This is a genomic window from Gluconobacter sp. Dm-44 (assembly GCF_018256175.1).
GTDB lineage: Bacteria > Pseudomonadota > Alphaproteobacteria > Acetobacterales > Acetobacteraceae > Gluconobacter > Gluconobacter cadivus.
This window is the reverse complement of record NZ_JAERLZ010000005.1, coordinates 1-24,283: the sequence shown is the minus strand read 5'-3', so window position 1 is coordinate 24,283 and position 24,283 is coordinate 1. Positions and strand designations below refer to the sequence as shown.

Here is a 24,283-nt window from a genome sequence, read left to right as displayed (position 1 = left end):
CCGCTTTACCCAGATCAAATATTGGACTGTGTCATGCGTTGCACAGCCTTTTCGATATCATTCTCCGCCAGTTCGCCATACCCATGAGAAATGAGCCGATCAAGATTGGGGATGCTTGTGGGGGAATTGGAGTGGAAAGGATAATCTCCAGGAATATGGAGATTTAGTTTCCGGGCATTATTTATGTATGTCGCGCTGTCGAAAACGGGGCCAGGAAGAAACCAGCTCATTCTTGGTGCCTGACTGGCGTTGAAAATAGAAAAATTACCCCATTGATGCGTCATGGCGCTGACAAGATGCTCCTGACGCCTCATCAGGGACATCCGTCGGCGTTTGAGAAAATCATCCAGATCACCGGAATCAATAAACCGTGCCAGAGCTTCCTGCTCAAGCCACGGCAATCCATTATCCAGGATCAATTTGGCGTCGAGTATGGAAGGTAAGAGGGGCCATGGAACAACCATGTATCCGAGCATCATGCCGCCCCCCAGCGCCGGGGCGAAGAGGCCGGCATGTATGACATTCTGCCCGCCAGAAAGGGACAGAAGGGAGGGGGTGGATTTTCCCTCCAACATCAGCAGATCGAACATTGATTCTTCAAAAATTGGCGTCTGGGTTTGAGCGGCCAGCATCACCAGTTTGCGTCTGCGGGGGAGAGACAAAGATGCATTTGTCGGCACCTGACAACCCGGATTAACGCAGATGAGCCGCACATCATCGAACGTCACGCCAGAAAGTTTGGCGCCTTTTTCGTCCACCGGAAGGTTCAGGATATGAAGGCCAAGTTTCTCATACAGAAGCCTCTTCCCGATATAGCATGGGTCTTCCAGGGCCACGTTCATGCCAGGGGCAAGCAGGGCCTGAGCGACCAGAGAATGAGCCTGCTGAAGACCGGCAACGATAATGACCTGCCTCTCATCTACCGAGACGCCGTGGCGGGCCGTCAGCCATCGGGCAAGGGTTGCGCGAAGAAACGGTAGGCCGGCATTGGACTGATACTGGCCACCACGTTTCCAGTTCTCATAATGGAACAGTTTTTGCAGGGTCCGTTTCCATTCGAGCGATCGGTAGACGGGCTGATCGTTTCCGAACCCGAGGCTGATTGTCGTGGGGGAATCAATCAACGCATTATTTTTGTTGTTTTGACTTGCGAAGGCCCGATTGTGCAGAGGCTCGACTTTAAGATGGGCAGCCTCGCCGACCTCGGTAACACCAATCATGTTCGTGACTGCGTCTGCATCCCGCGGTGGTGTGCGATGGACATAAGTCCCCTGTGAAGGGCGCTTTTCCACATAGCCTTCAGCCTCCAGATGCTCCAGCGCGTGCATGACGGTGTTGCGTGAGACCCCCCAGTTCGTGGCGCATTCCCGTATTCCTGCAAGAGCTTCCCCTGGCCGTAATGTGCCATTTGTGATGGCGCTCACCATCTGTCGGACGATCTGTTTCTGAAGGCTTTCGTCCGATTGGCGGTCCAGAAATGGCAAGAACATCACCATGGGATTTTCTCCAGAGCCTAAATATAACTATATAATTAAGTTATATCTGTACCCATAAAAACAATATGATCTGTACCTATCGTGATATATTGATTTCACCCTATCACTTCGTTTTGTCGTATAGCAAGAAAGCTCACGTTGTGGTTGGTCTCGTCCGTTACGCTACAGTTCGTACCGTGTCCTCCCTGTTTTCAGGCGCGCAGAGCTGCGCGTGCCGAGGCAAATGGAGCATGGCATCGGCACTTTGCGGGCAGACGCTGGCCTTCGTAACTGTTGCCATAGGCGTGTCCACGGTATCGGGCCATGCCAGTGATTTACCTCACAAGGACAAAGCTGTCGGATACACACACGCCAGGAAGCAGGTTGCTTCGGTAAGGCGGCCGGCGGGGCTGGAGACAATTATCGTTACAGCAAACCGTCGTTCGCAGGATATTCAGAAAGTCCCTGCGACCATTACGGCGATCAGTGCAGAAACGATTGCGCGCCAGCATCTGGACAGTGCAGCGGACGTCGCTGCTTTTGCCCCGAATGCACTGGGGTATAATTTCGATGGTCGTTTGCGTCCCCGGTATTACATCCGAGGCGTTGGCAACGGGAATGTCGCCAATAATGCAGTGGGCGCCGTCGCGCTCTATGCTGATGATGTTTACCTGAACAGCCTCGCTTTTCAGGGATTTCCATTGTTTGATCAGGCGCAGGTGGCCGTTCTGAACGGGCCGCAGGGCACGCTCTGGGGGAAAAACGCTACGGCAGGTGCAATTCAGTTTACCTCTCTGCGCCCGACATTCCGCAATGACGGGCATGCACAGGTCGATTTCGGGAATTATGGACAAAAGCGTGGCGAACTGGTTCTGAACACGCCGATTATCAAGCACGAACTCGCAACGCGTCTGTCCGTACGCTACGAAAACTCCGATGGCTGGGCTCATAACCAGCAGACTGACAAGCGCGTTGGAAATTTTGGCGATTTCGCAACCCGTTTCCAAACGCTCTGGCGTCCGAGCGAGAGGCTGGAGTTCCTGCTCAACCTGCATGTGCGGGACATGCAAGGCACGAATGTTCCATATTACAGCGCGCCCGGGACTTCGGTTTATTCCCCTCTGAAAACCGGCAGCCGTGACCTGACGAACACCAATGTCAACGGCCGGCAGGCGCTTGTTTCAGAGGGGGCCTCACTGCACACCACATGGCGTCCGGGGGCAGGGCTCGCACTGACGTCGATAACGGCGTTCGAAAATGCCCAGCGTCGCCTTTCGGGGGACGGGGATTACACACCTCAGGAGTTCAGCCGGTCCTATGACAAACTGCACCCGACACAGGTCAGTCAGGAGTTTCGGCTGGCATCCGATGCACACAAACGTATTTCCTGGATTGCCGGGGCTTATTACTTTCATGAAAATCTGAATGATGCGAATGCAAGCGTAACGCTTCCACCGGGGGCGGTGACGACACCGGCGATTATTGGTCAACCGGGATATTCAGGAACAAACTACACGCAGACAACCGATAGCGTTGCGATTTTTGGCAACACGACGATCCACGTCAATAAATGGTTCCAGATCGCAGGCGGTGTCCGCTGGACGCATGATTATCTTCATCTGGATCTGGAGAGCAGGCAGGGGCTGTCACCAGTTTCGTTCTCGTCCAACCCTGCAAACTGGTGGAATGCGGGAAGCGTCGTCTCCCCGCTTGCCGGGATTGACAGCTACCATGGTGGGCGGAGCTGGTCGAATGTCAGCTACGAAGTCGAGCCGCAGGTTCTGCTCGGAAAAAACCAGATGCTTTATGTCCGGATTGCCGATGGTTATCGCTCCGGGCTGTTCAACACGCAGATTACCCCCAATCCGGTCAATCGCGGGGGAGCGCCGCTCCAGAAGGCCGCGCCTGTCAATCCGGAAACCCTGTCGTCCTATGAAGGCGGCTATAAGGGAAGCTGGTTTAACAAACGCCTGACCCTGAGCGCAGATGGTTTTTATTCCAAGTATGACAACATCCAGGTTTCCTGGACGGCTACTGACGCTGCAACGAAATCGACCATCATTTCATTGACGAATGCAGCATCGGGTATTTCCTACGGTGGAGAGTTCGCGTTTCAGGCCCGTCCTCTGAACGATCTGACCGTATCCGGAAATGTCGGTATCCTGCGCACGAAGTTTACGAACTTTACGGCCCCGACAGGCGCAACGGATCTGACAGGCAATGAATTTGCCCGTGCTCCGCACCAGACGGCCAATATCTCCGTCGATTACAGCTACCATACCCGCATTGGTGATGGCTCGGTCGGAACACGCTGGAACTACACGGGGCACTATTTTTACCTCGTTTCAAATGAAAAAGCCTCCGCTTTGCAGCAATCGGCCGTCTGGCTCGGAGATGTGCATGCGTCCTTTCGACCATGGAACAGTCGTTGGGAGCTAAGTGGGATTGTCTCGAACATTACCGGTAACCGGTACGTCGTTCAGGTTCTTCCGTACTCCGCAACAAGCCAGACTTTCACATATCAATACAGCGCTCCGCGGATGTTCCTACTGTCCGCGCGCGTAGATTTCTTTTGAGAAGGGGAATCTTCATGGTTCAGTCTTTTCCGGTCATTGATCTTCATGCCCATTGGTTTGCCCCTTCGACCCTCGATATTCTGGGCAAGCGTAAGGAAGCGCCACGCATCGGACAGCAGGGGGAGGGGCTTGCCATCTGGCGGACCGGGGCTGGAGCGGGGAAAGGCGGCGCATTTCCCCTTGGCCCACAATGGACAGACGTCAAAAAGCGCCTTGCCCATCTGGATGAGGCAGGCATAGCGCACCAGCTTCTGTCCTGGCCGACCACTCTTGGCGTTGATGCTGCTCTGCCGGCCTCGGAAACGCTCAATCTCTGGACTGCATGGAATGACGAGACATCGTCTCTAGTTCGGCTGCATCCCGATCGTTTCAGCGCAGTCGCCGCACTGAGCACCAGCGATCTTGCATGGTCTGCCCGCGAACTGGCGAGAGCCCATGAGAAACTTGGTCTGATTGGCGGTGTATTGCCGGTGAATGGTTTTTTTTCCCGTGCGTCCGCAGAGCAGTTCAGGCCGTTGTTCGAGGTGGCTCAGGCCCATCGCAGCCATATCTATCTGCATACAGGGTTCGCCAATCCCGTCATCGCAGGGCAGCCGCCCAATATCCTCTATGAGGATAACGAAGCGATCCGCTGGGTCATCGACAACGGCTTTCACTTTGCTTCGGCCATAGCAACTCTGGCGTTCACGGATTTTCTGGATCCGTTTCCTGACGTCACGCTTCAGATTGCGATGCTTGGAGGCAGTGGGCTGGGAGCATTGGCCGCAGAACAGGCGGAAGTGTCTCCCCGCATTCAGGTCGGCTCATTACGCCATCACTTTCGTCAGATCTGGTTGGACACCGGTGCGGCGGGGAGTGGAAGTGCTGCGGTGGCTGCAGCGATCCGTGTTCTGGGTTCGGAACGGGTCGTCTTTGGCTCCGATTACGCACCCCTGCCAGACGTCAGACCCACCCTTGAGCGTGTCCGTGCCGCTACCTCCACCGATCCGGACAGTCAGCGCGCCGTGCTCTCTTCCAACGCCCTCTCGCTTCTCTCCCGCCATGGCAGCCTTCCCGCACATCTGACGGCTTTCAAGGATACTGCACCATGACGCGCCCTGTTGTTCACTATACCCGTTGCCCCTCCGTTCCGACCATCACGGCGCTTGCACAGGCACAGGGGCTTTTGCAGGAAGAGTTTCGCGATGAGCCCGATGTGGATTTCGAATTCACGTCTGTCGGGTTTTCACCCAAACTGAAATATGAGGCCGCAGACCGCCTGTGGCTGCGCAATGCCGGTCATGCACCAGCGTTGTGGAAGCGTAGTCTGGGGGTTGCCTGCAAGGTCGTGGGCCTTGCTTTCCTTGAAGGCCGTTATCCTGTCCTGTCTCTTCATAGCAAGGGGATCGCCAGCCCTGCGTCCCTGAAAGGACGTCGCGTTGCGGTCTTCCATAATCCGGACAGCCCGTTCGATCTGATGGTCGCCCAACAGCTCAAAATCTATCAGACGGCCCTGCAATCAGTCGGGTTATCTCTTGATGATGTGGAGCGTGTTTACCTCCCGCGTTTTTATCCCGGCGCCGTAAAGGGCAGCTTTCTGCTCTCGCTCTTTCACAAGGGATTGGAAGCACTTGAGAGCGGAGAAGTAGATGCAGTCGCGTCCTCTATCCCCCCTGACGGCGGCTTTTATCCGCAGCTTAACGTGGTTTATGACACACGCCTTGCGCCAGACAGGGTCTCGCGTGTGCATCCGTCCGTCCTGCGAGGTCTGGTTGTCAGTCAGCCGCTTCTTGAGGAACGCCGTGATTTTGTGGTCCGGATTGTTGAGCGTCTGATTGAAGCGTCGGAACGGGCCGCGCAGGCTCCGTTGGAAGCTATCCGGACCTTGGCCGGTGATCTGGGGCAGGCCCCTGAAGGTCTGGCGGCAGTCTATGAAAATATTCCTCAAGGTGTCCGTCTTGAGCTGAACGATGACTACGTCGCGTCTCTGGCGGCCCAGAAGGAATTCCTCCTGCGACACCGCCTGATCGAACATGATTTCGATCTGGAAAGCTGGATTGACCGTTCCATTCTTGTCGATGCCACGGCGCTTCATCGTCAGCGGCAGGCCCGGACCGTGAAGGTCTAACCGCCATGTCCGACGCATCATTGATCCTCTCCGCCGAGACTGGAGCCGCCATGTCGACAGCTGGCCCTTCTGCCCGCGCATCGCGCGGATGGGCACTTGCCCTCCTGCTGGCGACGGGAACAACCTGCGCCATGGATGGCATGATCCTTGCCGGGCTTCTGACCCCGATAAAAGCGGATCTTCATCTGTCAGATGCGGCTTTTGGAAGCGTTGCGTCCGTCTCGACGGTTGCGGGCGTCGTCGGGGCGCCGTTATTTGCTGCACTGGCATCACGGTTCAGCCGAAAGAGCGTTCTGGTTGGATCAATTATTCTTTGGAGCCTTGCCTCTGCGGGGAGTGCCTTGGCGTCTGGCCTGGCAACACTGGTGTTGTGGCGCACGCTGACAAATTTCGGCATCGCTGCCTATCAGGGAATTGCCCCCGGATGGCTGGCAGATCTCTACGACCGGCGTGAGCGGAACTTTGTCTTCTCCCTGTTCATGCTGCGAAACAAACTGGGGTCCGCTCTGGCCTTCGGGGTTGGAGGCTGGATCGCAGCCCACGCAAACTGGCATGAGGCCTTTTTGCTGACGGGGCTTTCGGGGCTTGCTCTGGCCTTTCTACTCCTGCTGGTGTCTGAGCCGACGCCCGGCCATGCCGATGGGCATATCGTGACTGGAAAAGTCCCAGCGGGGTGGAAGCATCAGCTTTCCGTCCTGAAAATTGGTCCATATGTGACGCATCTGGCGGCGTTATGCCTGTTTTTCTCGGGTATGATGACGGCACAGATGTGGTTGCCGGCCTTTCTGCACCGGGCGCATGGGCTGGATAACCTTCAGGCCACGCGTTTTGCATTTCTGGTTCTCATCGCCACTTTGCCAGCAGGGCCTCTCGGGGGATGGTTGACCGGACGTTTTCTGGCTGATCGGGTCTGGGGAATTGCCGCTTCCCTTGCCGTCAGTGCGTTGATGGCTGCGTCCCTGTTCCTCGTTGCCTTCACGACCTCCAGTTTGCCGTTGTGCGAAGTCTTCTGCCTGCTTGCGATTACGACGTTCGGGGCAACGGCTGGCAGCCTGACGACATTGCTGATCGAGACCGTGCCGGTATCGCTTCGAACGATTTCGGGGTCGTTCGGCGCAATGGTTGCCGGGGGAATCTCCGGATTGATCGCTCCATGGCTCCTCGGATTGCTGTCGGACCGTTTCGGGCTGGCCAACGCCATTCTGGTCGGTCCGGCTTTCTATGCTCTGGCAGCAATCTTCTGGATTGGCCTGACCCTGCACACCTTCCGTACCCGCGCATCCTGATCCTTCATATCATCAAGGCTTGGACACCATGAACACCATCAATACTCTGTTTCCGGTTGCTGCGGCGCGGAATGCCCTTGTTGCTGCGACACGTCCCAAAATAGTCGAAACCTATCCTGAAGATTGGGTTGCACGCGCCCGTGGACTTGCTGCGGAGTTTCAGGCGGGTGCCATTGACCGGGATCATGACGGGCAGCGACCTGTCGACCAGATCCGCCGCCTGCGTGAGAGCGGGTTGGTAAGTCTGCTCTATCCAAAAGCGCTTGGTGGCGGCGGCGGGACATTGCAGGACGCGGCTCAGAGCGTGCTGGAAATTGCCAAAGTTGACGGCTCCACAGCAGCGCTTCTTGGATTTCACTTCTATAATTCACTCGTGCCGTTACTTGCCGACTATACGGATAAAAATGCTGATTTCGTAAAACGCTCAACGCAGTCACGCTGGCTTTGGGGGAATGTGACGCAATATGTGAACAAGGACTTCGTGGCCCAACATCATCCTGAAGGCGGCTTCACAATCAGCGGCATCAAGAAATGGAATACAGGTGCTCCGCTGGCAGAAATCACGACTGTTCTTGCCATTCATCCTGATCGCGACCGCTATATCTATTCAGTCATTCCGACCAATCGTGAGGGTCTGACGTTTCACGATGACTGGAATCCTATTGGTTTGCGCGGGGCTGATTCCGGAACGATTGAATTCGATAATGTTAGAATTCTACCCGAAGAAGTTCTCCACTGGTCCCATGGCTCTGGTCAGACTGGGCCTCTGCCGCTTTGGGCAAGTTTTGGAGCCATCTTTTATTCGGCTGTTTTTATCGGACGAACGCTGGGAGCACTGGAGCGCGTGCGGAAGTATACTTTGAGCGGTCGACGTCAGGGCACGTTTGCCGGTGCCACGGTATCCGCAGACGATCCGTTCATACAGGCAGAATTCGGTCAGTATTGGGTAGAAGCCCGGGCTGCGCGCGCCTATTTCGACACCACCATCCAGACAGTTCAGGCCGGGTGGGAGCGTCGCCGTGAACTGACGGACGATGAACGTAGCAAAATCGCCCTTGAGACACTCTCGCTCCGGACTTTTGCATCCCGGACTGCTCTTGAGATCACGCCGCGTATTTTTGAACTCGCAGGAGGTCGGGGAACGGCATGGGCAGCCGATTTCGATCAGTACTGGCGCGATGTTCGCACTCTGTCGTCGCATGATCCGGAAGTTCTGGCCCGTCGCGTTATCGGGCAGCACACATTGCATGGAACATCGCTGGTTTTCCCAACGCATTTTAGGCCCAGGACGCATTGATCTGGACGGCAGGATGTAATTCAGGCTCCCTGAGGAGACTGAAGAGGAGTGATCTGTATTGGCTGCCGGACGAGCAGATGGATCGTCTGCGGCCCTTTTCCCGAAGAGCCATGGCAAACCTCTCGTTGATGACCGTCGTGTGTTGAGCGGGATCATTTTTGTGAACCGAAATGGTCTGTGCTGACCTGATGCACCCCGGGAGTACGGTCCACACAAGACGCTCTACAACCGCTGGAAGCGCTGGAGTGCTATGGGGACATTCATTCGCATGATCGACGGATTGGCCACTGACAAGGCGGAGCCTCAGACGATCATGATTGATGCGACCTATCTCAAGGCACATCGCACAGCTTCGAGCCTGCGGTTAATCAAGGGGGTTCAGGCCGTCTGAGCGGGCGGACTAAAGGCGGGATGAATACGAGGTTGCATGCCGTCACCGAACGGGCGTCCACTGAACTTCTTCATGACCGCAGGTCAGATCAGTGATTATACCGGTGCCGCTGCCCTTCTGGACAGTCTCCTAACAGCCGAATGGATGCTGGTAGATCGGGGCTATGACGCTGACTGGTCCAGGGAGGCCCTGGAGGAGAAAGGTATCAAGATCATGTTCGGCAGGTTCAAAGACTGGAGACGGGTCGCAACACGCTATGACAGATGCCCGACCGTCTCCCTCTCAGCCATCTGCCTCGCTGCAACCGTCATGTTCTGGCTATGAGTCCTGAACCTAGAAACTTTTATTTATTCCCAGTGTGGAAAAGGATCCGCGAGATGATCGTAATGCCAGGGCATGAACACCTCGTCCTGTGAGGGCGGGACAAGGCAATCGTCCAGAGCTGCGCGGATGGCCGCTTCGTCCATTCCTGCGCCTATGAAGACGAGTTCCTGACGGCGGTCTCCGTAAACGTCGTCCCAGTAGCCTGCGAGTGTGGTGCGCCATGCCGCGTCGTCCGGCCAGTTCTGGTGGGGAACGCTGGCCCACCAGCGTCCCGCAGCCTGATGGCGGGCCAGAGCACCTGCGATGCTCAGGTCGCCAACCCAGTCCGGTCGAGTTGCGAGCCAGAAATAGCCTTTGACCCGGACGACACCCTCCCATGACTGTTCGATGAACGCGGCGAAAGCTTTCGGATTGAAGGGGCGTTTGGCCCGGTAGACGAAGCTGGTAATGCCATATTCCTCAGTCTCGGGGCGATGTTCGGCATGACCGTGCAGTTCCCGGAACCAGGTCGGGTGTTGGTGTGCTCTGTCGAAGTCGAAAAGACCCGCATTCAGGATCTGGCCCGGCGCAACCTGGCTCTGGCGTGTTTCGATGAGCTTTGCATCGGCGTTCAGGGAGCGGATGATCAGTCGGGCCGCCTCGGCCTGTTCAGGCGAGGCCGTATCCATCTTGTTGAGGATGATGACATCCGCAAACTCGATCTGATCGACGAAAAGATCCACGAGCGCGCGTTCGTCGTCCTCTCCCGCGACTTCACCCCTGTCCCGCAGAAAATCGGTCGAGCCATAGTCCCGGAGAAGGTTCACCGCATCCACGACCGTCACCATCGTATCGAGGCGCGCGATATCGCTCAGGCTGCGCCCGTCCTCATCGCGGAATTCAAAGGTTGCGGCCACAGGGAGAGGCTCGGCAATGCCGGTGGACTCGATCAGGAGATAATCAAACCGCTTTTCCTGCGCCAGCCGGTCCACTTCTGTCAGAAGGTCGTCGCGCAAAGTGCAGCAGATGCATCCGTTGGTCATTTCGACCAGTTTTTCGTCTGTTCGCGAGAGGTTGCTGCCCCCGTTGCGAACGAGATCCGCATCAATATTCACATCGCTCATGTCATTGACGATGACGGCAACTTTCAGCCCTGCACGGTTATTGAGGACATGATTGAGAAGCGTTGTCTTGCCGGCCCCCAGAAAACCGGAAAGGACAGTCACGGGCAATCGGGTATCCGACATGTGGAGGAGATCCTTGGGACGTTGCAGCGGGTTGATCCGCCTTCATTATTTGATATGATATAACATATCAAATAATAAGGGATATTGTCTGCGATGTCTGTCTGTCCGACACGCCGCCGTCTGGAGCGCCAGTTGCCGTTCAGTGGCATCCTGTCTGCGCATCGCAGCCTTGAGATGCACCCGATGGTCGTGTCACCAGCTCTGACGGCGGCAGCGTCAGCCTATCTTGTGACGGGGCCGCGTCTGCTCATGGCAAAGGGGGCTCTGTCGGAAATGGCCGCGCAGCTTGCTCCGCATTGTCCGGAGTCTGCGCGGCTTCTGATTCCGGACATGCTTGAGCTTGCGGAAGTTTACAGTGCGGTGTCCGGACACCGGAACCTGCGTGTCCGGCTGGAGAAAATCACCACGGACAGTTGCCGGAAATTCCACGTGGACTGTGTGGATCTGCGGCTGCTTCGGGCTTATGTCGGGCCGGGCGTTCAGTGGACTGCTGATGAGGGACAGACTGTGCAGGAGGCTCCGACAGGGGCAGTCGTTTTCCTCAAGGGGAAGCATTTTCCAGGCTGGGACGAGGCGGAGAAAATTCTCCATCGCTCACCCCCTCTTTCATTCCGCCCGGTGTCGGAGCGTGTCCGGCTGCTTCTGACAATCGACGAAGCGAATGCCTGTGGGGACGCCGCGTTCGATATGGTCGCCTGACTGGTACTGACGATAGAAAGCTGGTCGGGCCTACATGATCGGCCAACTGCTTCACGATCATTCTTGCCTTCTTGTGATGAACTCGAATGTCCGTGCGTCGAAAAGCTCGTGTCCAAAGCAGGATCCTGACTTTTCAACTGTTGGAATAGAACCTGCCGGACGCCGCCTTGTGCCTAACAGAGGAGAGTTGAGCTGTCGCCTACCAAGGAGCGAGTTCAGAGGATTGGATCGTCATTTCGTCCCGGTTTTGGTGGCGCGAGAAAATCGCTGATATGGTCTGTTGCAGAGTCCGAGACGGGATTTTGCTGTCCGGATGAACTGCCTCACATGGAGGTTCACAGACCGATCATGCATCATCAGAAAATACAGACAGCATCATATTACTTACAAAAAACTCTACACTTCTCTGCGCCATTCAACACCTCACAGGCTCTGAGAGATGCCTCGTACTGGGCCGAGCCGCTAACTATGAGAAGAAAAATCTCCAATAAAGCAGAATTATAAATTAAAATCTTATGGTATTTCATAATTATAAATTTATAAATGTGCAATATTTATGAAACATATCTTTCATGAAACTATTACACGACATCACAGATACGCGAACATAATGTTCGCCGCGTTATCACTGCCCAGATTTTATTTTCTTGATGCCGGGAAAACGCGAAATGAAAAAGAATGGTGTCCTGCTCACCACCTGTCTGAGTTCGTTGGTCTTCTACAGTGCCCATGCAACTCCGGTCCCTGCAAAAACATCCCCCCACGGAGACACATCCCAGCACAGGACACCCCGGACGGCCCCTCAGAAGCCTGCCGCTAAAAAAAGCGCCGCGCCTGAAGCCACCGTTTCCAACAAATCAGAATCCATTGTCGTTCTCGGCTCGGGTGCTTCGCGTGAAACCCAGACGCTTTCTCGTCTGGCGCTACAGGAAGTCGCCCCCGGGACCAGCCCTCTGAAGACGCTCTCGAAACTTCCCGGCGTCATGTTCACGTCTTCAGACCCGTTGGGTGCTTACGAATGGTCGCAGCAGATCATCATCCGTGGCTTCGACCAGAGCCGTCTGGGCTTCACGATGGATGGAATTCCGCTCGGCAATCTCGCCTATGGCAACGATAACGGCCTGTCGATCGGCCGCGCCCTGCAAACCGAAAACAACGGCCCCGCAACGCTCGCCCAGGGGGCAGGATCAGTTGGCGTTGCCGCTTCGAACGATCTTGGTGGCGCACTTGAATTCACGTCCATTGATCCCACCACGAAATATGGTGTGGACGTTGCCGGAACGGTCGGGTCCTACGGCACTTGGCGCACATTCGCCCGCGTCAATTCCGGCACGCTGCCGGGCGGCGGACGGCTTTACGTCTCTTATGATTATCAGGATGCCAACAAGTGGAAAGGCGACGGCATCCAGCAGCAGCAGCAGGCAAACGCCAAGTTCATCCAGCCGCTGGGTGAGAAGGTCAAGCTGACCCTGTTCGGCGATTACAGCCAGCGCGCGGAAAATGATTATCAGGATCTGTCCCTGCAACTGATCCATACCCGCGGCTACAACGTCGATAACATTACCAACGACTACGGACTGGCCAAGCAGATCGCCCGGGCCTACCAGAACGGCACGGCTTTCCCGCAGGGGATCACCAATCAGGACCAGTCCTATTACAACTCCGCTGGTCTGCGTCAGGACGCGCTGGGTTATGGACGGCTGGACTTCGGCATTACCAGCCGCCTCAAGGGCTATGCCACGGTTTACGGTCATACCAATACCGGCGAAGGCATTTACGCAACGCCCTACGAACCCACGCCTGACTCACTCGGCGGCTCGCCCATTTCCGTTCGCACAACCGAATATGACATCCACCGCGAAGGCTTTATCGGCGGCCTGACTTACAAGATCGCCAACCACACAATTGATGGCGGTTTTTGGTTCGAAAACAACGACTTCGAGCAGGCTCGCCGTTTTTATCCGCTGAGCGAAAGCGGCTATACTGGCAGTTCAGTCCACTGGTTCCGCAACAATCCGTTCGCAACACAGTGGCAGAGCGCGTTCAATACCAAGACATACCAGTTCCACCTTCAGGACACTTGGCAGATCACTCCGGCCTTCAAGCTGAATTACGGCTTTAAATCGCTGGTCGTTGACAATCATGCCCGCCAGCTTGAAGGCAACTATATGGGCACCCCGGTCGCCAACACCTATGCCGGAGGGTCCATTACGTCAGCCAACGGCTTCCTGCCGCAGCTTGGCGGCAATTACCGCATCAACCGTCATAACGAAATTTTCGCCGATTTCGCCCGGAACATGGCGGCCTTCGACAACTCCACGACTGGCGCCACCAGTCCGTTTGCAATGACGACCGCAGCGTATGCAGCAGCCAAGAATTCGCTGCATCCTGAAATGTCCTACAGCGAAGAAATCGGCTACCGCTACCACGACCACCGCATTCAGGCGTCTCTGACCGGTTATTACATCGAGTTCGAAAACCGCCTGGCTTCCATCTCGCCCGTGTCCAGCGGAACGAACGTTCAGGGCTATGCCAGCATCCTGAGCAATGTTGGCGGTGTCACGGCACGCGGCATCGACGCTGCCTTCAACTACCATTTCACCGATAACTGGTCGATTTACGCCTCCTACGCCTACAACCAGTCCACCTATGACGATAACCTGACGACCGGCGGTGTGACATACGCGACCAAGGGCAAAAGCGTTGTCGCCATGCCGCGCAATCTGGCCAACGTACAGCTCAGCTACGACGACGGCTCGATCTGGGGCAATGTCGGCATGCAGTATCAGGGCCGCAGAACCTACACCTATACGAACGACCAGTGGATCAAGCCGAACGACATTTTCAACCTGAATGTCGGCTATCGCTTCCACAGCCATAACTGGGTGCTGCATGGTCTGGACGCCCAGATCAACGTCACCAACCTGTTCGACAAACGCTATGTCGCCACCGTCGGCAGCACGGGCTTTGCCGTCAGCGACCCGACCGGCAGCCTCCAGACCCTTCAGGCCGGTGCCCCCCGCATGGTGTTCTTCACCCTGCGCAAGCACTTCTTCTGATCGCTGACCTCTTTACGGATGACGCCCTGATGCCACGTTCCCCCAGCCGTCGACAGTTTCTCCGGTTCGGTTCCGCCACTGCGGCGGCGGCCCTCCTGCCGGAGAACCTGAAGCGTGCCCTCGCCATCGCGCCGCATACCGTTACAGGCACGATTCAGGACGTGGAACATATCGTCATCCTGATGCAGGAAAACCGGTCTTTCGATCACTATTTCGGCTGTCTTCAGGGAGTTCGCGGCTACGCAGACCCCCGCGCCGAACGCCTGCCGGACGGCAGCAGCGTCTTTGCCCAGCCGGACGGAACGGGAGGCACTGTCCTCCCGTTCCTGTTCAACACGGCCCATACGTCCAGCGCCTGTCTCGCCAGTCTCGATCACAGCTGGAAAGGCACCCAAGCCGCATGGAACGACTGGAACACATGGATCTCCCACAAGGGGCCCATGACCATGGGTCATTTCACACGCGCTGAAATCCCGTATTATTACGCCCTCGCTGACGCCTTCACGATCTGCGACGCCTATCACGCCTCCATTTTCGGCCCGACAAATCCCAATCGTCTCTTCCTGTTTTCCGGAACGAGCGGTCTGGCCGTTGGCCATTCTGGCAAGCAGGCCGTTGAGAATGTGGATGACGGGAACTGGTCGGCCGATATGGCCCATGACCACCCCGATTTCACGCCCTTTCGCTGGGACACCTATCCAGAAAAACTTCAGGACGCCGGTGTGTCCTGGCGCGTTTATCAGGAATACGACAATTTCGGCGACAACCCGCTGGCGTCCTTCGCGCAGTTTCGCAACCTCGACCCGGCATCCTGGCAGTATCGCCGCGCACGACAGATCGTTCCCGGCTCCACCGAAGCCGATATGCACACGACCGAAGGCCGTTATCTCGTCGCCGAATTCGAACGCGACATCTCGGAAGGACGCCTGCCGCAGGTCTCATGGATCGTCCCGCCCACAGCATTGAGCGAACACCCCAACGCCCCACCCGGCTACGGCGAACATCTCATTTCCCAGCTCATGGACGTCTTCGTCCGCCATCCCGACGTCTGGTCACGCACTGTCTTCATTCTCAATTATGATGAAAATGACGGGTTCTTCGACCATGTTCCTGCTCCGGTCCCTGCACTGACGCCGGAGCAGGGCGGCGGGACCGTCTCAACGCAGGGAGAGTCCTATCACGATGTTCCGGTCGGACTGGGCCCACGCGTCCCCGCCATCATCGTTTCGCCCTGGACAAAAGGCGGCTGGGTCAATTCGCAGGTGTTCGATCACACCTCCGTTCTGCGCTTTCTTGAAGCACGTTTTGGCGTTAAATGCCCGAACATTACACCGTGGCGTCGCAGCGTCTGCGGCGACCTGACATCCGTGTTCGACTTCGCGCAGACAGACCGGACATGGACCGCAAGCCTCCCGAACACGGACGACTATCTCCCCGAAACGCGACGCTCCTGCGTGCTTCCCCATCCGGTCGTCCCGACAGTCCAGAAACTGCCCCGACAGGAGGCAGGCCAACGTCCGGCCCGTGCATTACCTTATGATTTGCACGCTGATTTTCTGATGCCAGATACCCTTAAACTGACAAATACTGGTTCCCAGGGCGCCGTTTTTCGGGTTCGTACCAACGGTACCGCCCGACATTATACCGTCGATGCCCGAACAAGCCTCCTTGTTCCTGTAAAACCTTCCGATATGGAAGCGATCACAGTTCACGGTCCCAATGGCTTCTATCGTTACTTGAGAGGGAAAGAATTTCCTGAGACGACGCTTCAATATGATCATAAATTAGGCGCAATACTTTTATGTCTTCGTAATACAACGTCCAAGGCCCAGACTTTTCATATTAACGAAAAACATGCTGCCAGCCTCCGCACGGTTTCTCTGACCCCTGCAGAAATCAAAACAATCCAATGGGATATTGTCCCAGCTTCATACTGGTACGATCTGGAGATTCTATCGACTCAACGGACCAACATAGTGCTGCAACTGTCAGGACATATCGAAACCGGCCGACCGGGTCTGACTGAGCCCCATTTATAATAATAACGTAACAAAATTTGGATAAATCTTATCCAATCCAAAAAAATATCCTAACGATACGTACTATCTGAAGCTGCCATTACTTTTCTTTCTGTGGGAGTTTATTTTTAAGAGGCAGAACTATCTTGTTCTGGGTCACATACCCAAAGCTGATCACAGTTTGCTAACAGACTATTGGATTACGTTAACAAAAGGTCTATACGACCAGTCTGAGTTCTGACTTGGTGCCAGATTCAACGCAGACGGTACGCTGAAGCGAGCATGCGACGAAGCAATCTGACGGCTTAGGAATGGGCGATGATCGGTTCACTTCTGCTGCCAGAGCGCACTACGGTAAATGAAATTCGGTTTCCGTCAGGATCTGCTGATTCACCGGATCCTGAGGGTCATTCCATCAGGCAAAGGTCACAGGGCTTTAAAGAAAACAGAATGGCGGCGTTACAGAGACCACAACCGCATCAAGCGGATGATCAACCATCTCAAGCAGACGCGCCACATCACGATCTGATACGACAAAATCGCCCTGTCCTTCATGCGTTTCCTCAATATCGCCGCCGCAAGGTGCTGGCTCAGTCCTTTTGTCAACGTGATCTAGGTTTATTCGGCATACTGCCAACCTCCACCCAGTGCGCGGTAGAGGGCAACAAGTGCGGTCTCAGTTCGGGTCTGGCTAATGGAAAGAGCAGACTGGCTGGAAAGCAGAGCTGCCTGTGTTGCCACGACGTTTAGATAATCCGTTGCGCCTTGCTGGTAACGCTCTTGTGCGGCGTGGAAGGCAGTCTTGTTCTGAAGAAGTGCTTGTTGCGTCAGATTATAAGTCGACTGTGCTTTCGCATAGGCCGTCATGGCATCGTCGACTTCGCGCCAGGCATTCAAAACCGTGTTGTGCCAGCTCAGGATGGCTTCACGTTGCGCGGACTTGCGGAATTGAAGCGTTGAGATCAGCCGTCCACCTTCGAAAACAGGAATATTGAGGGTAGGACCAACGCTGAACTGCTTTGCTGGCAGTGAAAAGAAATCGGCAGCGGAAAAGGACTCCGTTCCCATATTCCCGGCGAGCGTGATGTCCGGATAAAAGGCCGCCGTCGCCACACCGACTTCTGCGGTCGCAGCATGGAGACGCGCTTCCGCCTCAAGGATGTCCGGACGGCGACGTGTCAGATCTGATGGAAAACCCACGGGAACGCGGGCCGGGAGGGGCGGCTGGACAGAGGATGGCCTCAGTTCGGCCTCAAGGGCGCGGGGGGGCTCTGCCAGAAGCAGGCCAATAGCATTGATGAGAGCTGCTTCGGAGTTTTCAAGTCCCGGTAAATCAGCGTTCATGCTGGCAAGCTGTGCAGAGGCCTGTGAGACGTCCAGAGTCGTGGCAACGCCATTGGCGAAACGATCTTTCACCAGATTCAGGCTGCGTCGGGCCAGTGCGATATTTGATTGGAGAATGGCTTGCTGCTGTTGCACGCCACGCAGTTGCATGTAGCTTGTCGCCAGGTCGCTCACCGCAGCGAGCGCTGTAGCGCGGCGGGCCGCGAGCATAGCTGTTTCATTTGCACGTTGCGCTTCGACACTACGGCGAATGGTACCGAACAGATCCAGATCCCAACTGGTGCTCAGAACGTTTTCGTAAAGATTGAAATTCATGCTCGAACCGGGGCGTGGTTCCGCGAGCGAAAAAATACCTTCAGAACTAAGCTGGCGATAGGCGTAGGAGCCGGACCAGTTGGCCTGTGGTAGGCCCGCGGATGCGGCAGCTTTCATCTGCGATCGGGCTTCGCTGATGCGCTCTGCGGCGATCTGCAGACTGAGGTTCTGTTTTCCGAGCCGGCTGGTGAGGCTGGTCAGTTCGGGATCATGGAAATTTTGCCACCAGTGCGTGTCGACAGCACCCGCATAGGTCTGACTGGCACTCTGGGGTTCAGGCCCCCAACTGGCGGGAGTATTCATGGTCGGGCGATGAAAGTCCGGCCCCATGGTGCAGGCCGAAAGCACAAGGCTTCCGGTCAGCAATGCGGAAATGGAACGGCGCTTCATGGCGCCGCAGCAAATGTTGGAGAGGATAGGGAAGTCGTAACGCTTTTCGGGCTTTGAAGCTGTTCGACGGTGACATTGTCGAGGTTGGTATCCACCGTGGTCTCTACGGAAAAGCCAAGACGCAGCAGACGGGCCAGCGGCTGGTTCGGCGCAAGGATAATCTTGACCGGCAGGCGCTGGACGATCTTGGTGAAGTTTCCGGTCGCGTTTTCCGGCGCAATGGGGGCGAAGACAGCGCCCGAGGCAGGGGGAATGCTGTCCACAATCCCGTCCAGAGTCATGTCATAGGCATCGACATGGATTTTAACAGGTTGACCCGGACGCATGTGACGGAGCGCGAGCTCACGGTAGTTGGCGCGGATCCAGATCTGGTCGAGCGGGACGAGCGCCATAAGAGCGGCACCTGGAGCAACATAATTTCCGGTCTGGACGCTGCGTTCGCCGATCATACCGTCTTCCAGCGCGCGGACTTTGGTATAGGACAGGTTCAGCTCGGCCTGACGGACATGGGCACGGTCCATCTCCACGGTCGCCAGTGCAGATTTGTGTCGGGCCTGAAGGACAGGGATTTGGGCGCGTGCGGCGGCAATGCGTGCTTCAAGGGACTGGAGTGTTGCCTCCATTTCGCGCAGGCTCGCTGCGGACTGCTGATGTTCCTGCGTCGAACCGGCACCCGTACGGGCCAGGTTGGTATATCGCTGGTCATTCTGACGGGCAAAAACGAGCTGGGCACGGATGCGGGCGGCTTCCCCGACATTTTCATCGATAATGGAGGGCTGGCGTGACACGCTGGCTGCGGCGTCCTGCACGAGTGCTTCGTCCCGGGCAAGCGTCGCACGGCTCTGGTCCAGCGTGGTCTGGTAATCGTGGGGGTCCAGTTCGACAAGAACCTGTCCGGCTTTCACGGGCTGGTTGTCTGTGACATCGACAGCGATTACCTGTCCGGCGATCCGGGGGGCGACGACGGTATAATGGGCTGTCACATAGGCATCGTCGGTCCAGACATGGCGGTTGGGTACAAAAATAATGGCCAGAACGACAGCGATGAAGATGAGGATGACAAGGCCCCCACCAATAAACAGCCAGCGGGTAATGATTTGGTGTTTGCGATCCTGCTTTTTTTTCTGTTCCTCTTCGCGAGGATCCTGGGAAGACTTGTCATGCTGGTCTGCCATCCTGCGGCAATTCCTTTCGTGTCCTGCCGTATGGCAGGATGGCTTCGGGAGTTATTTCGACTGAAACACGATACGGGGGGGATAGGTTCGAACGGGAAGGACGCAAACCCAGATCATCAGGAAAACCACGAGACCGGCGAGCACGACCCAGTCATCGCTGAACGTCAGCGTTGCGGTCTGTCGGGCCATCTGGGCATGCAAGGCGGCCATACTGCCGGGAGAGGCAGCCTGGCCGGAGGGCGTGAGAGGAGCAGGCCGTTGCAGAACAGGGTTTGTGCCCTGCACGAGGCTGTAACGAACCTGCCCGAGGTGGTCAGCAATCCGATCAGAGTGAAGCGAGCCTCGTTCGCGGTGCATGAGTTGAAGCAACCAGATGCCTACGGCTTCTGCAACCGCCCGCGGTGTGTTGACCATGGCAGAGGCAAATGGTCCCTCCGAAGGATCGAGTGTGTTGGTGGACATCATCAGCAGAGGCATGACAATCATCGCGTTGCCAATGCCCTGTAACGCCTGCCAAAGATAGAACTGGTCACGGTTCCAGTTCGAGGTGAGGAAGAAATCGCCGATGCAGGCCGTCAGAATGCAGGCCATGCCGATAAAGCTGACAATGCGGGAATCTACCCAGGTTTTGTTCAGAACGACCGCCATCAGAGGAAGCATGACGAGTTGTATGGCCGCGATTTCCAGTGTGACAGGATAGATCTGTTCCGGACGATAACCAGCGGCGGATTGCAAAAAGGATGCTGGCAACGTGGATGAGGAAAGAGAAATGACTACAAAGGTCAGTAGGGTGGTGGCGCCGTAGGCGAAGTTGCGGCGACCAAGCAGCTGGAACCTGAACAGTGGAAGTGGGTGAAACCACTCGTTCAGAACGAAAAGCGGAATACAGACGAGGCTTGTCAGCCCGAGCACGCAGATAAAAGGACTGTTGAACCAGTCCATCCAGTCGCCCATCTGGAGCATGATCGAGAAAGAGCCCATTCCAAAGACGATCAGAAGGAAACCTTTCCAGTCGAACTTCCAAAACCGCTCATGTTTTGGCGGATCGACCGGCATGCCGTACCACAGCAGCAGGAAAGACAGGGTGCAGAGCGGAATCGACTGCCAGAAGACGAAACGCCAGTCCACGAGATCCGTCCATAATCCGGCGAATGCCATGCTGAGATTGGGAAAGAACGTTGCGGTCAGGGCATATGCGGCCAGACCGTAAAGCCGTATGGGCGGCGCGAGAACCCGCAAGGCGATGGTCATGAGAAGAGGAACAGTGAATCCTCCTGCCAGCCCCTGAAAAACACGCAGGATGTAGAGTAGGGACAGGGTGGAGGTGAACGGAATAAGGCTGGACGACAGGACAGCGAGAAGCGCTACAAAAAACGAAAACCGTCGCAAAGTCAGTGTTACGGCAAGCCAGGGTGAGACCGACATCCCGATGATTTCGGCGGTAATGTACAAGCTCGAGAACCAGCGCTGGGAGTCCAGACTCAACCCCAGAGCACCCGCGATATCGGGAAGCGCCTGAGCTGAGACCTGTTCGTTCAGTTCTGTAGCGAAAGAGAGGGCGATGATGCCGGCAAGCCCGAACAATGACCTTTGCTGTGGCGTCATGCAGATGATCGGGCAGGAAAAAAGTGCATCATTCCTCGGGTCATGCAAGCACAGTCAAAGCATTTTAGACCAGATTCAGCAATTCCCGGCATAAGGAAAAATTTAAGAATGGCTGCGTGGTGTAAAAGGTGTTCGGACGAGAAGTTCCCAAGGTCCGCCAAGATATCGCCACAGGCGAAGGGCCGCTCCATAGGTTCTGACAGGCCTGTATGCCGGTAAGAGATTTTCCAGAAGCTCTCGGGCTTTCTGGGGAGTAACCTTGTTCTGGATGGTCAGATGGGGGTGCCATCGCGCGCGATCCTGTGCCGTACGGCGTTCTGGCGGAACAAGGTCGGCAATTTCTTCCCGGACGGCTTTGATCTCAGGGGACAGGATACGATAAGCCACACCCCGTCCCAGCAGAAATGGCGCCTCGATTGTGACGCAGGGCGCCCGTTGATATCCGGTCAAATGCGTCAGGAGGGTGTCTGCATAGTCTGCAGGCAGGGCGTGGAAAAGCGTGATATGCGCAGGGACGATATTGCGGTCTTGGGGAAAATGGCGGTCCCGCATGGACTGCGCCCAGTCCTGCATGGACTGTTCCAACTCAAGGGTCAGGATCAGGGGCGCGTCCTGTTTTTCGGACAGAGATTGACTCACGCTTTACGCGCCCAGCCCGGTGCCGCCGGAGTCAGGGTTTCGAGAAAAGCAGATGCACTCGAGCGATACTCCTGCTGTCTTTCCCTGCTGAAACGGTGCCACGTTGCGTACATGTTTTTCATGCGCATGTTGTGAGAAAACCCTGTTTCGTGCCGTGCCAGAAAGTCCCAGTAAAGAGCGTTGAAGGGGCACGCCTCGGAGCCTGTTTTGCGCCCGACATTAAACCGGCATTTCCCGCAGTAATCCGACATGCGGTTGATATAGGCGCCTGAACCTACATACGGTTTGGACGCGATCTTCCCGCCATCCGCAAACTGGCTCATGCCAATGACATTGGGGAGTTCAACCCATTCGAAGGCATCGAAATACACAACGAGAAACCAGTCCGAGACTTCTTGCGGATTTAGACCAGCCAGAAGGGCAAAATTGCCCAGAACCATCAGGCGCTGGATATGGTGGGCGTATGCTTCTCGTTTTGTCTGGTCGATACTCTGGGCCAGACCGTTCATGTCTGTCTGGCCCGTCCAGAAAAACCCAGGCAGAGGTCTGCGAGCGGCCAGTTCATTCCGGGATGCAAACCGGGGTATGTCGCGCCAGTACATTCCGCGCATATATTCTCGCCAGCCAATGATCTGGCGAATGAAACCTTCGACCGAATTGATGGGGGCGTCGCCCTGCTTGTAAGCCTCGGCTGCTGCTGTGCAGACCTCGAGCGGAGTCAGTAGCCCCGTATTGAGACAAAGGGAGAGACTGCTGTGATAAAGATAGTCCTGCCCCGTCATCATGGCGTCCTGATAGCGCCCGAAGTCGGGAAGGGAGGTGCTTACAAATGCTTCAAGTGCCTTCAGGGCCTGATGCCGTGTGACAGGAAGCGCGAAAGGCTGCAGCTCTCCGAAATGGTCACCGAAGCGATGCTGCACGAGTTTCAGGACATCTGTGGTCGTGTCATCAAGATTGAAACGCTCTGGAGAAGGATAATTCAGGCGGCCGGCAGGTTTTTCGCGGTTGTCATGATCGAAATTCCACTGACCGCCCGCCGGTGTGCCGTCAGCATTCATCAACAGACCCGTTTTCAGGCGCATTTCGCGGTAGAAATACTCCATGCGCAGCGTTCTGCGGTCTTTGGCCCAATGCTCGAATTCGTCCCGCGAGCAGATGAACCGGTCATCCTCAAGAATGTCGCAGGGAATGCCAGCTTTTTTACCCCATTCCTGCTGGAGCTGACAGACACGATATTCGGAGCCTGTGACTGTCCGGATACGCGTGGCGCGGTGCCTTTTCGCTGCACGCACAACCTCGCCTGTGAAACCGTGCGTATTTTCCGGCGCGTCGAGTGTGACATAATCGACCGTCCAGCCCTTCGCTCGCAGATCATCGGCAAAGTGACGCATGGCAGAAAATATGAATGCTATCTTCTTCTTATGGTGCCGGACATAGGTCGCTTCGTCCCAGACCTCCATGAGAAGCACCACGGACGTCTTTCGGTCCACGTTCTGCAGACTGGCAAGAGAGGGCGAAAGCTGGTCTCCGAGAACAGGGATCAGCAATGTCACCCCCGGGCCTCGACGTTATTGCGTGCTGCCGAGCCAAGAAGAGCAATCAGTGCTGTCGCGACCAGAAGCTGGAACGGCCGCAGGCGTAGAAAGAAACGGGGAAGCCGGTCCTGACGGGCCAGAAAAACGTCTCCACCGAGCGTCAGAAGCATTCCGGCTGGCGCAATCCGCCATGCCGTGCGCGAGGGCAGAAGCGCTAACCCCAGCCCTCCGAAATGCATGCTCAGGAAAATCAGCGGGTCAGACAGACGCGGCCCTTCAGGGTTGTAAAAACTTGCCCCACGATGGACGCCAGCAAAAAAACAGAACAGACCTGCAATCCAGATCCGTGCCAGATGGAAAACGAAAGACCGGATTTTCCCGGAGGTGAGGCGAGTACAGAGCAGGAGGACGGCCAGCATCAGAATGGCAAGCCATCCCAGCAGACCTCCTTCAAGAGGTGTACGTTCCGCCTGAGCTTCCTCGCCATGATAGATCCGAGGTGTCATGCTCCTTTGCCTTCGGTCTTCCTGTAAGACGATGATTTTCCGAGACTACCGCCGAACATGCCGATGACCATCGAGAGGTAGATGAGCGCCATATCCGAACGGGAGAAGACGAGTTCCCAGCCTGGAGTGAAACGTTTGGGAGTGGCTTTGTAGTCCACCACACAGGATACAGGGCCAAGAGCCGCCGTTACGAGCATTGTGCGCATCACCGTCGGATTGCGACCTAGGCTCAGGACTCATTCTTTGAGGTAGAAGATGACGCTTGCTGCGATGTGGATTGCGGACATGAATGTATGAGCGCAGCGGTCATATCGGG

General features: G+C 56.1%; 18 protein-coding genes and 1 pseudogene. 10 read left to right on the top strand and 9 right to left on the bottom strand.

The genetic code is table 11. The features are described 5' to 3' along the window. Positions 1 to 14 precede the first annotated feature (14 nt). Positions 15 to 1,496, bottom strand: a complete 1,482-nt coding sequence (locus JK213_RS07690) for a PLP-dependent aminotransferase family protein (protein WP_194262564.1) — start codon at positions 1,494 to 1,496, stop codon at positions 15 to 17. Between the two features lie 230 nt (positions 1,497 to 1,726). On the opposite strand from JK213_RS07690, the gene JK213_RS07685 reads away from it, so the two are divergent. The 6 genes and pseudogenes from JK213_RS07685 to JK213_RS07660 all read left to right on the top strand — a co-directional run bounded on the left by JK213_RS07685 (position 1,727) and on the right by JK213_RS07660 (position 9,456). Next, positions 1,727 to 4,051 carry a TonB-dependent receptor gene (locus tag JK213_RS07685; RefSeq protein WP_194262565.1) on the top strand — a complete coding sequence of 775 codons (2,325 nt, stop codon included), beginning with the start codon at positions 1,727 to 1,729 and terminating at the stop codon, positions 4,049 to 4,051. A 14-nt stretch (positions 4,052 to 4,065) separates the two neighbouring features. Then, positions 4,066 to 5,142 carry an amidohydrolase family protein gene (locus JK213_RS07680; RefSeq protein WP_211571332.1) on the top strand — a complete coding sequence of 359 codons (1,077 nt, stop codon included), beginning with the start codon at positions 4,066 to 4,068 and terminating at the stop codon, positions 5,140 to 5,142. After that, positions 5,139 to 6,158, top strand: a complete 1,020-nt coding sequence (locus tag JK213_RS07675; protein WP_194263440.1) for an ABC transporter substrate-binding protein — start codon at positions 5,139 to 5,141, stop codon at positions 6,156 to 6,158. The genes JK213_RS07680 and JK213_RS07675 overlap by 4 nt, the downstream gene beginning before the upstream one ends. Before the next feature lie 5 nt (positions 6,159 to 6,163). Further along, positions 6,164 to 7,444, top strand: a complete 1,281-nt coding sequence (locus tag JK213_RS07670) for an MFS transporter (RefSeq protein ID WP_194263441.1) — start codon at positions 6,164 to 6,166, stop codon at positions 7,442 to 7,444. Between the two features lie 28 nt (positions 7,445 to 7,472). Beyond that, positions 7,473 to 8,741, top strand: a complete 1,269-nt coding sequence (locus tag JK213_RS07665; protein WP_194263442.1) for an acyl-CoA dehydrogenase family protein — start codon at positions 7,473 to 7,475, stop codon at positions 8,739 to 8,741. Positions 8,742 to 8,818: 77 nt separating this feature from the next. After that, a pseudogene (locus tag JK213_RS07660) lies at positions 8,819 to 9,456 on the top strand (IS5 family transposase). A 23-nt stretch (positions 9,457 to 9,479) separates the two neighbouring features. Here the strand turns inward: JK213_RS07660 and zigA are convergent. Further along, positions 9,480 to 10,682 (bottom strand): zinc metallochaperone GTPase ZigA, encoded by a 1,203-nt coding sequence (zigA, locus tag JK213_RS07655; RefSeq protein WP_194263443.1) that lies wholly within the window; start codon positions 10,680 to 10,682, stop codon positions 9,480 to 9,482. A gap of 93 nt (positions 10,683 to 10,775) precedes the next feature. Here zigA and JK213_RS07650 point away from each other — a divergent pair, with 93 nt between their 5' ends. From JK213_RS07650 to JK213_RS07635, 4 genes are all read left to right on the top strand, one after another. Continuing rightward, entirely contained in the window at positions 10,776 to 11,381 is a 606-nt protein-coding gene (locus JK213_RS07650; RefSeq protein ID WP_194263444.1) for a DUF1826 domain-containing protein, read from the top strand. 668 nt (positions 11,382 to 12,049) lie between these two features. After that, positions 12,050 to 14,440: a TonB-dependent receptor gene (locus JK213_RS07645; protein WP_194263445.1), complete on the top strand. Its 2,391-nt coding sequence runs from the start codon at positions 12,050 to 12,052 to the stop codon at positions 14,438 to 14,440. A gap of 29 nt (positions 14,441 to 14,469) precedes the next feature. Continuing rightward, complete coding sequence (locus tag JK213_RS07640) at positions 14,470 to 16,479, top strand: phosphocholine-specific phospholipase C (RefSeq protein WP_194263446.1); 2,010 nt, start codon at positions 14,470 to 14,472, stop codon at positions 16,477 to 16,479. A gap of 337 nt (positions 16,480 to 16,816) precedes the next feature. Next, positions 16,817 to 16,987 (top strand): hypothetical protein, encoded by a 171-nt coding sequence (locus tag JK213_RS07635; RefSeq protein WP_194263447.1) that lies wholly within the window; start codon positions 16,817 to 16,819, stop codon positions 16,985 to 16,987. Between the two features lie 89 nt (positions 16,988 to 17,076). Here JK213_RS07635 and JK213_RS07630 read toward each other — a convergent pair whose 3' ends face one another. From JK213_RS07630 to JK213_RS07600, 7 genes are all read right to left on the bottom strand, one after another. Then, the gene (locus tag JK213_RS07630; RefSeq protein WP_194263448.1) at positions 17,077 to 18,507 is read right to left on the bottom strand and encodes an efflux transporter outer membrane subunit; all 1,431 of its coding nucleotides are present in this window, start codon (positions 18,505 to 18,507) and stop codon (positions 17,077 to 17,079) included. Then, positions 18,504 to 19,682 carry an HlyD family secretion protein gene (locus JK213_RS07625; RefSeq protein ID WP_194263449.1) on the bottom strand — a complete coding sequence of 393 codons (1,179 nt, stop codon included), beginning with the start codon at positions 19,680 to 19,682 and terminating at the stop codon, positions 18,504 to 18,506. The genes JK213_RS07630 and JK213_RS07625 overlap by 4 nt, the downstream gene beginning before the upstream one ends. 51 nt (positions 19,683 to 19,733) lie before the next feature. Further along, positions 19,734 to 21,287: an MFS transporter gene (locus tag JK213_RS07620; protein ID WP_194263450.1), complete on the bottom strand. Its 1,554-nt coding sequence runs from the start codon at positions 21,285 to 21,287 to the stop codon at positions 19,734 to 19,736. Positions 21,288 to 21,389: 102 nt separating this feature from the next. Next, positions 21,390 to 21,926 (bottom strand): 2'-5' RNA ligase family protein, encoded by a 537-nt coding sequence (locus JK213_RS07615; RefSeq protein ID WP_194263451.1) that lies wholly within the window; start codon positions 21,924 to 21,926, stop codon positions 21,390 to 21,392. Continuing rightward, positions 21,923 to 23,479, bottom strand: a complete 1,557-nt coding sequence (locus JK213_RS07610) for a cryptochrome/photolyase family protein (RefSeq protein ID WP_194263452.1) — start codon at positions 23,477 to 23,479, stop codon at positions 21,923 to 21,925. The genes JK213_RS07615 and JK213_RS07610 overlap by 4 nt, the downstream gene beginning before the upstream one ends. Then, the gene (locus JK213_RS07605) at positions 23,476 to 23,967 is read right to left on the bottom strand and encodes a hypothetical protein (protein ID WP_194263453.1); all 492 of its coding nucleotides are present in this window, start codon (positions 23,965 to 23,967) and stop codon (positions 23,476 to 23,478) included. Before JK213_RS07605 ends, JK213_RS07610 begins: the two co-directional genes overlap by 4 nt. Next, positions 23,964 to 24,173: a hypothetical protein gene (locus JK213_RS07600; RefSeq protein WP_211571331.1), complete on the bottom strand. Its 210-nt coding sequence runs from the start codon at positions 24,171 to 24,173 to the stop codon at positions 23,964 to 23,966. The genes JK213_RS07605 and JK213_RS07600 overlap by 4 nt, the downstream gene beginning before the upstream one ends. Positions 24,174 to 24,283 lie beyond the last annotated feature (110 nt).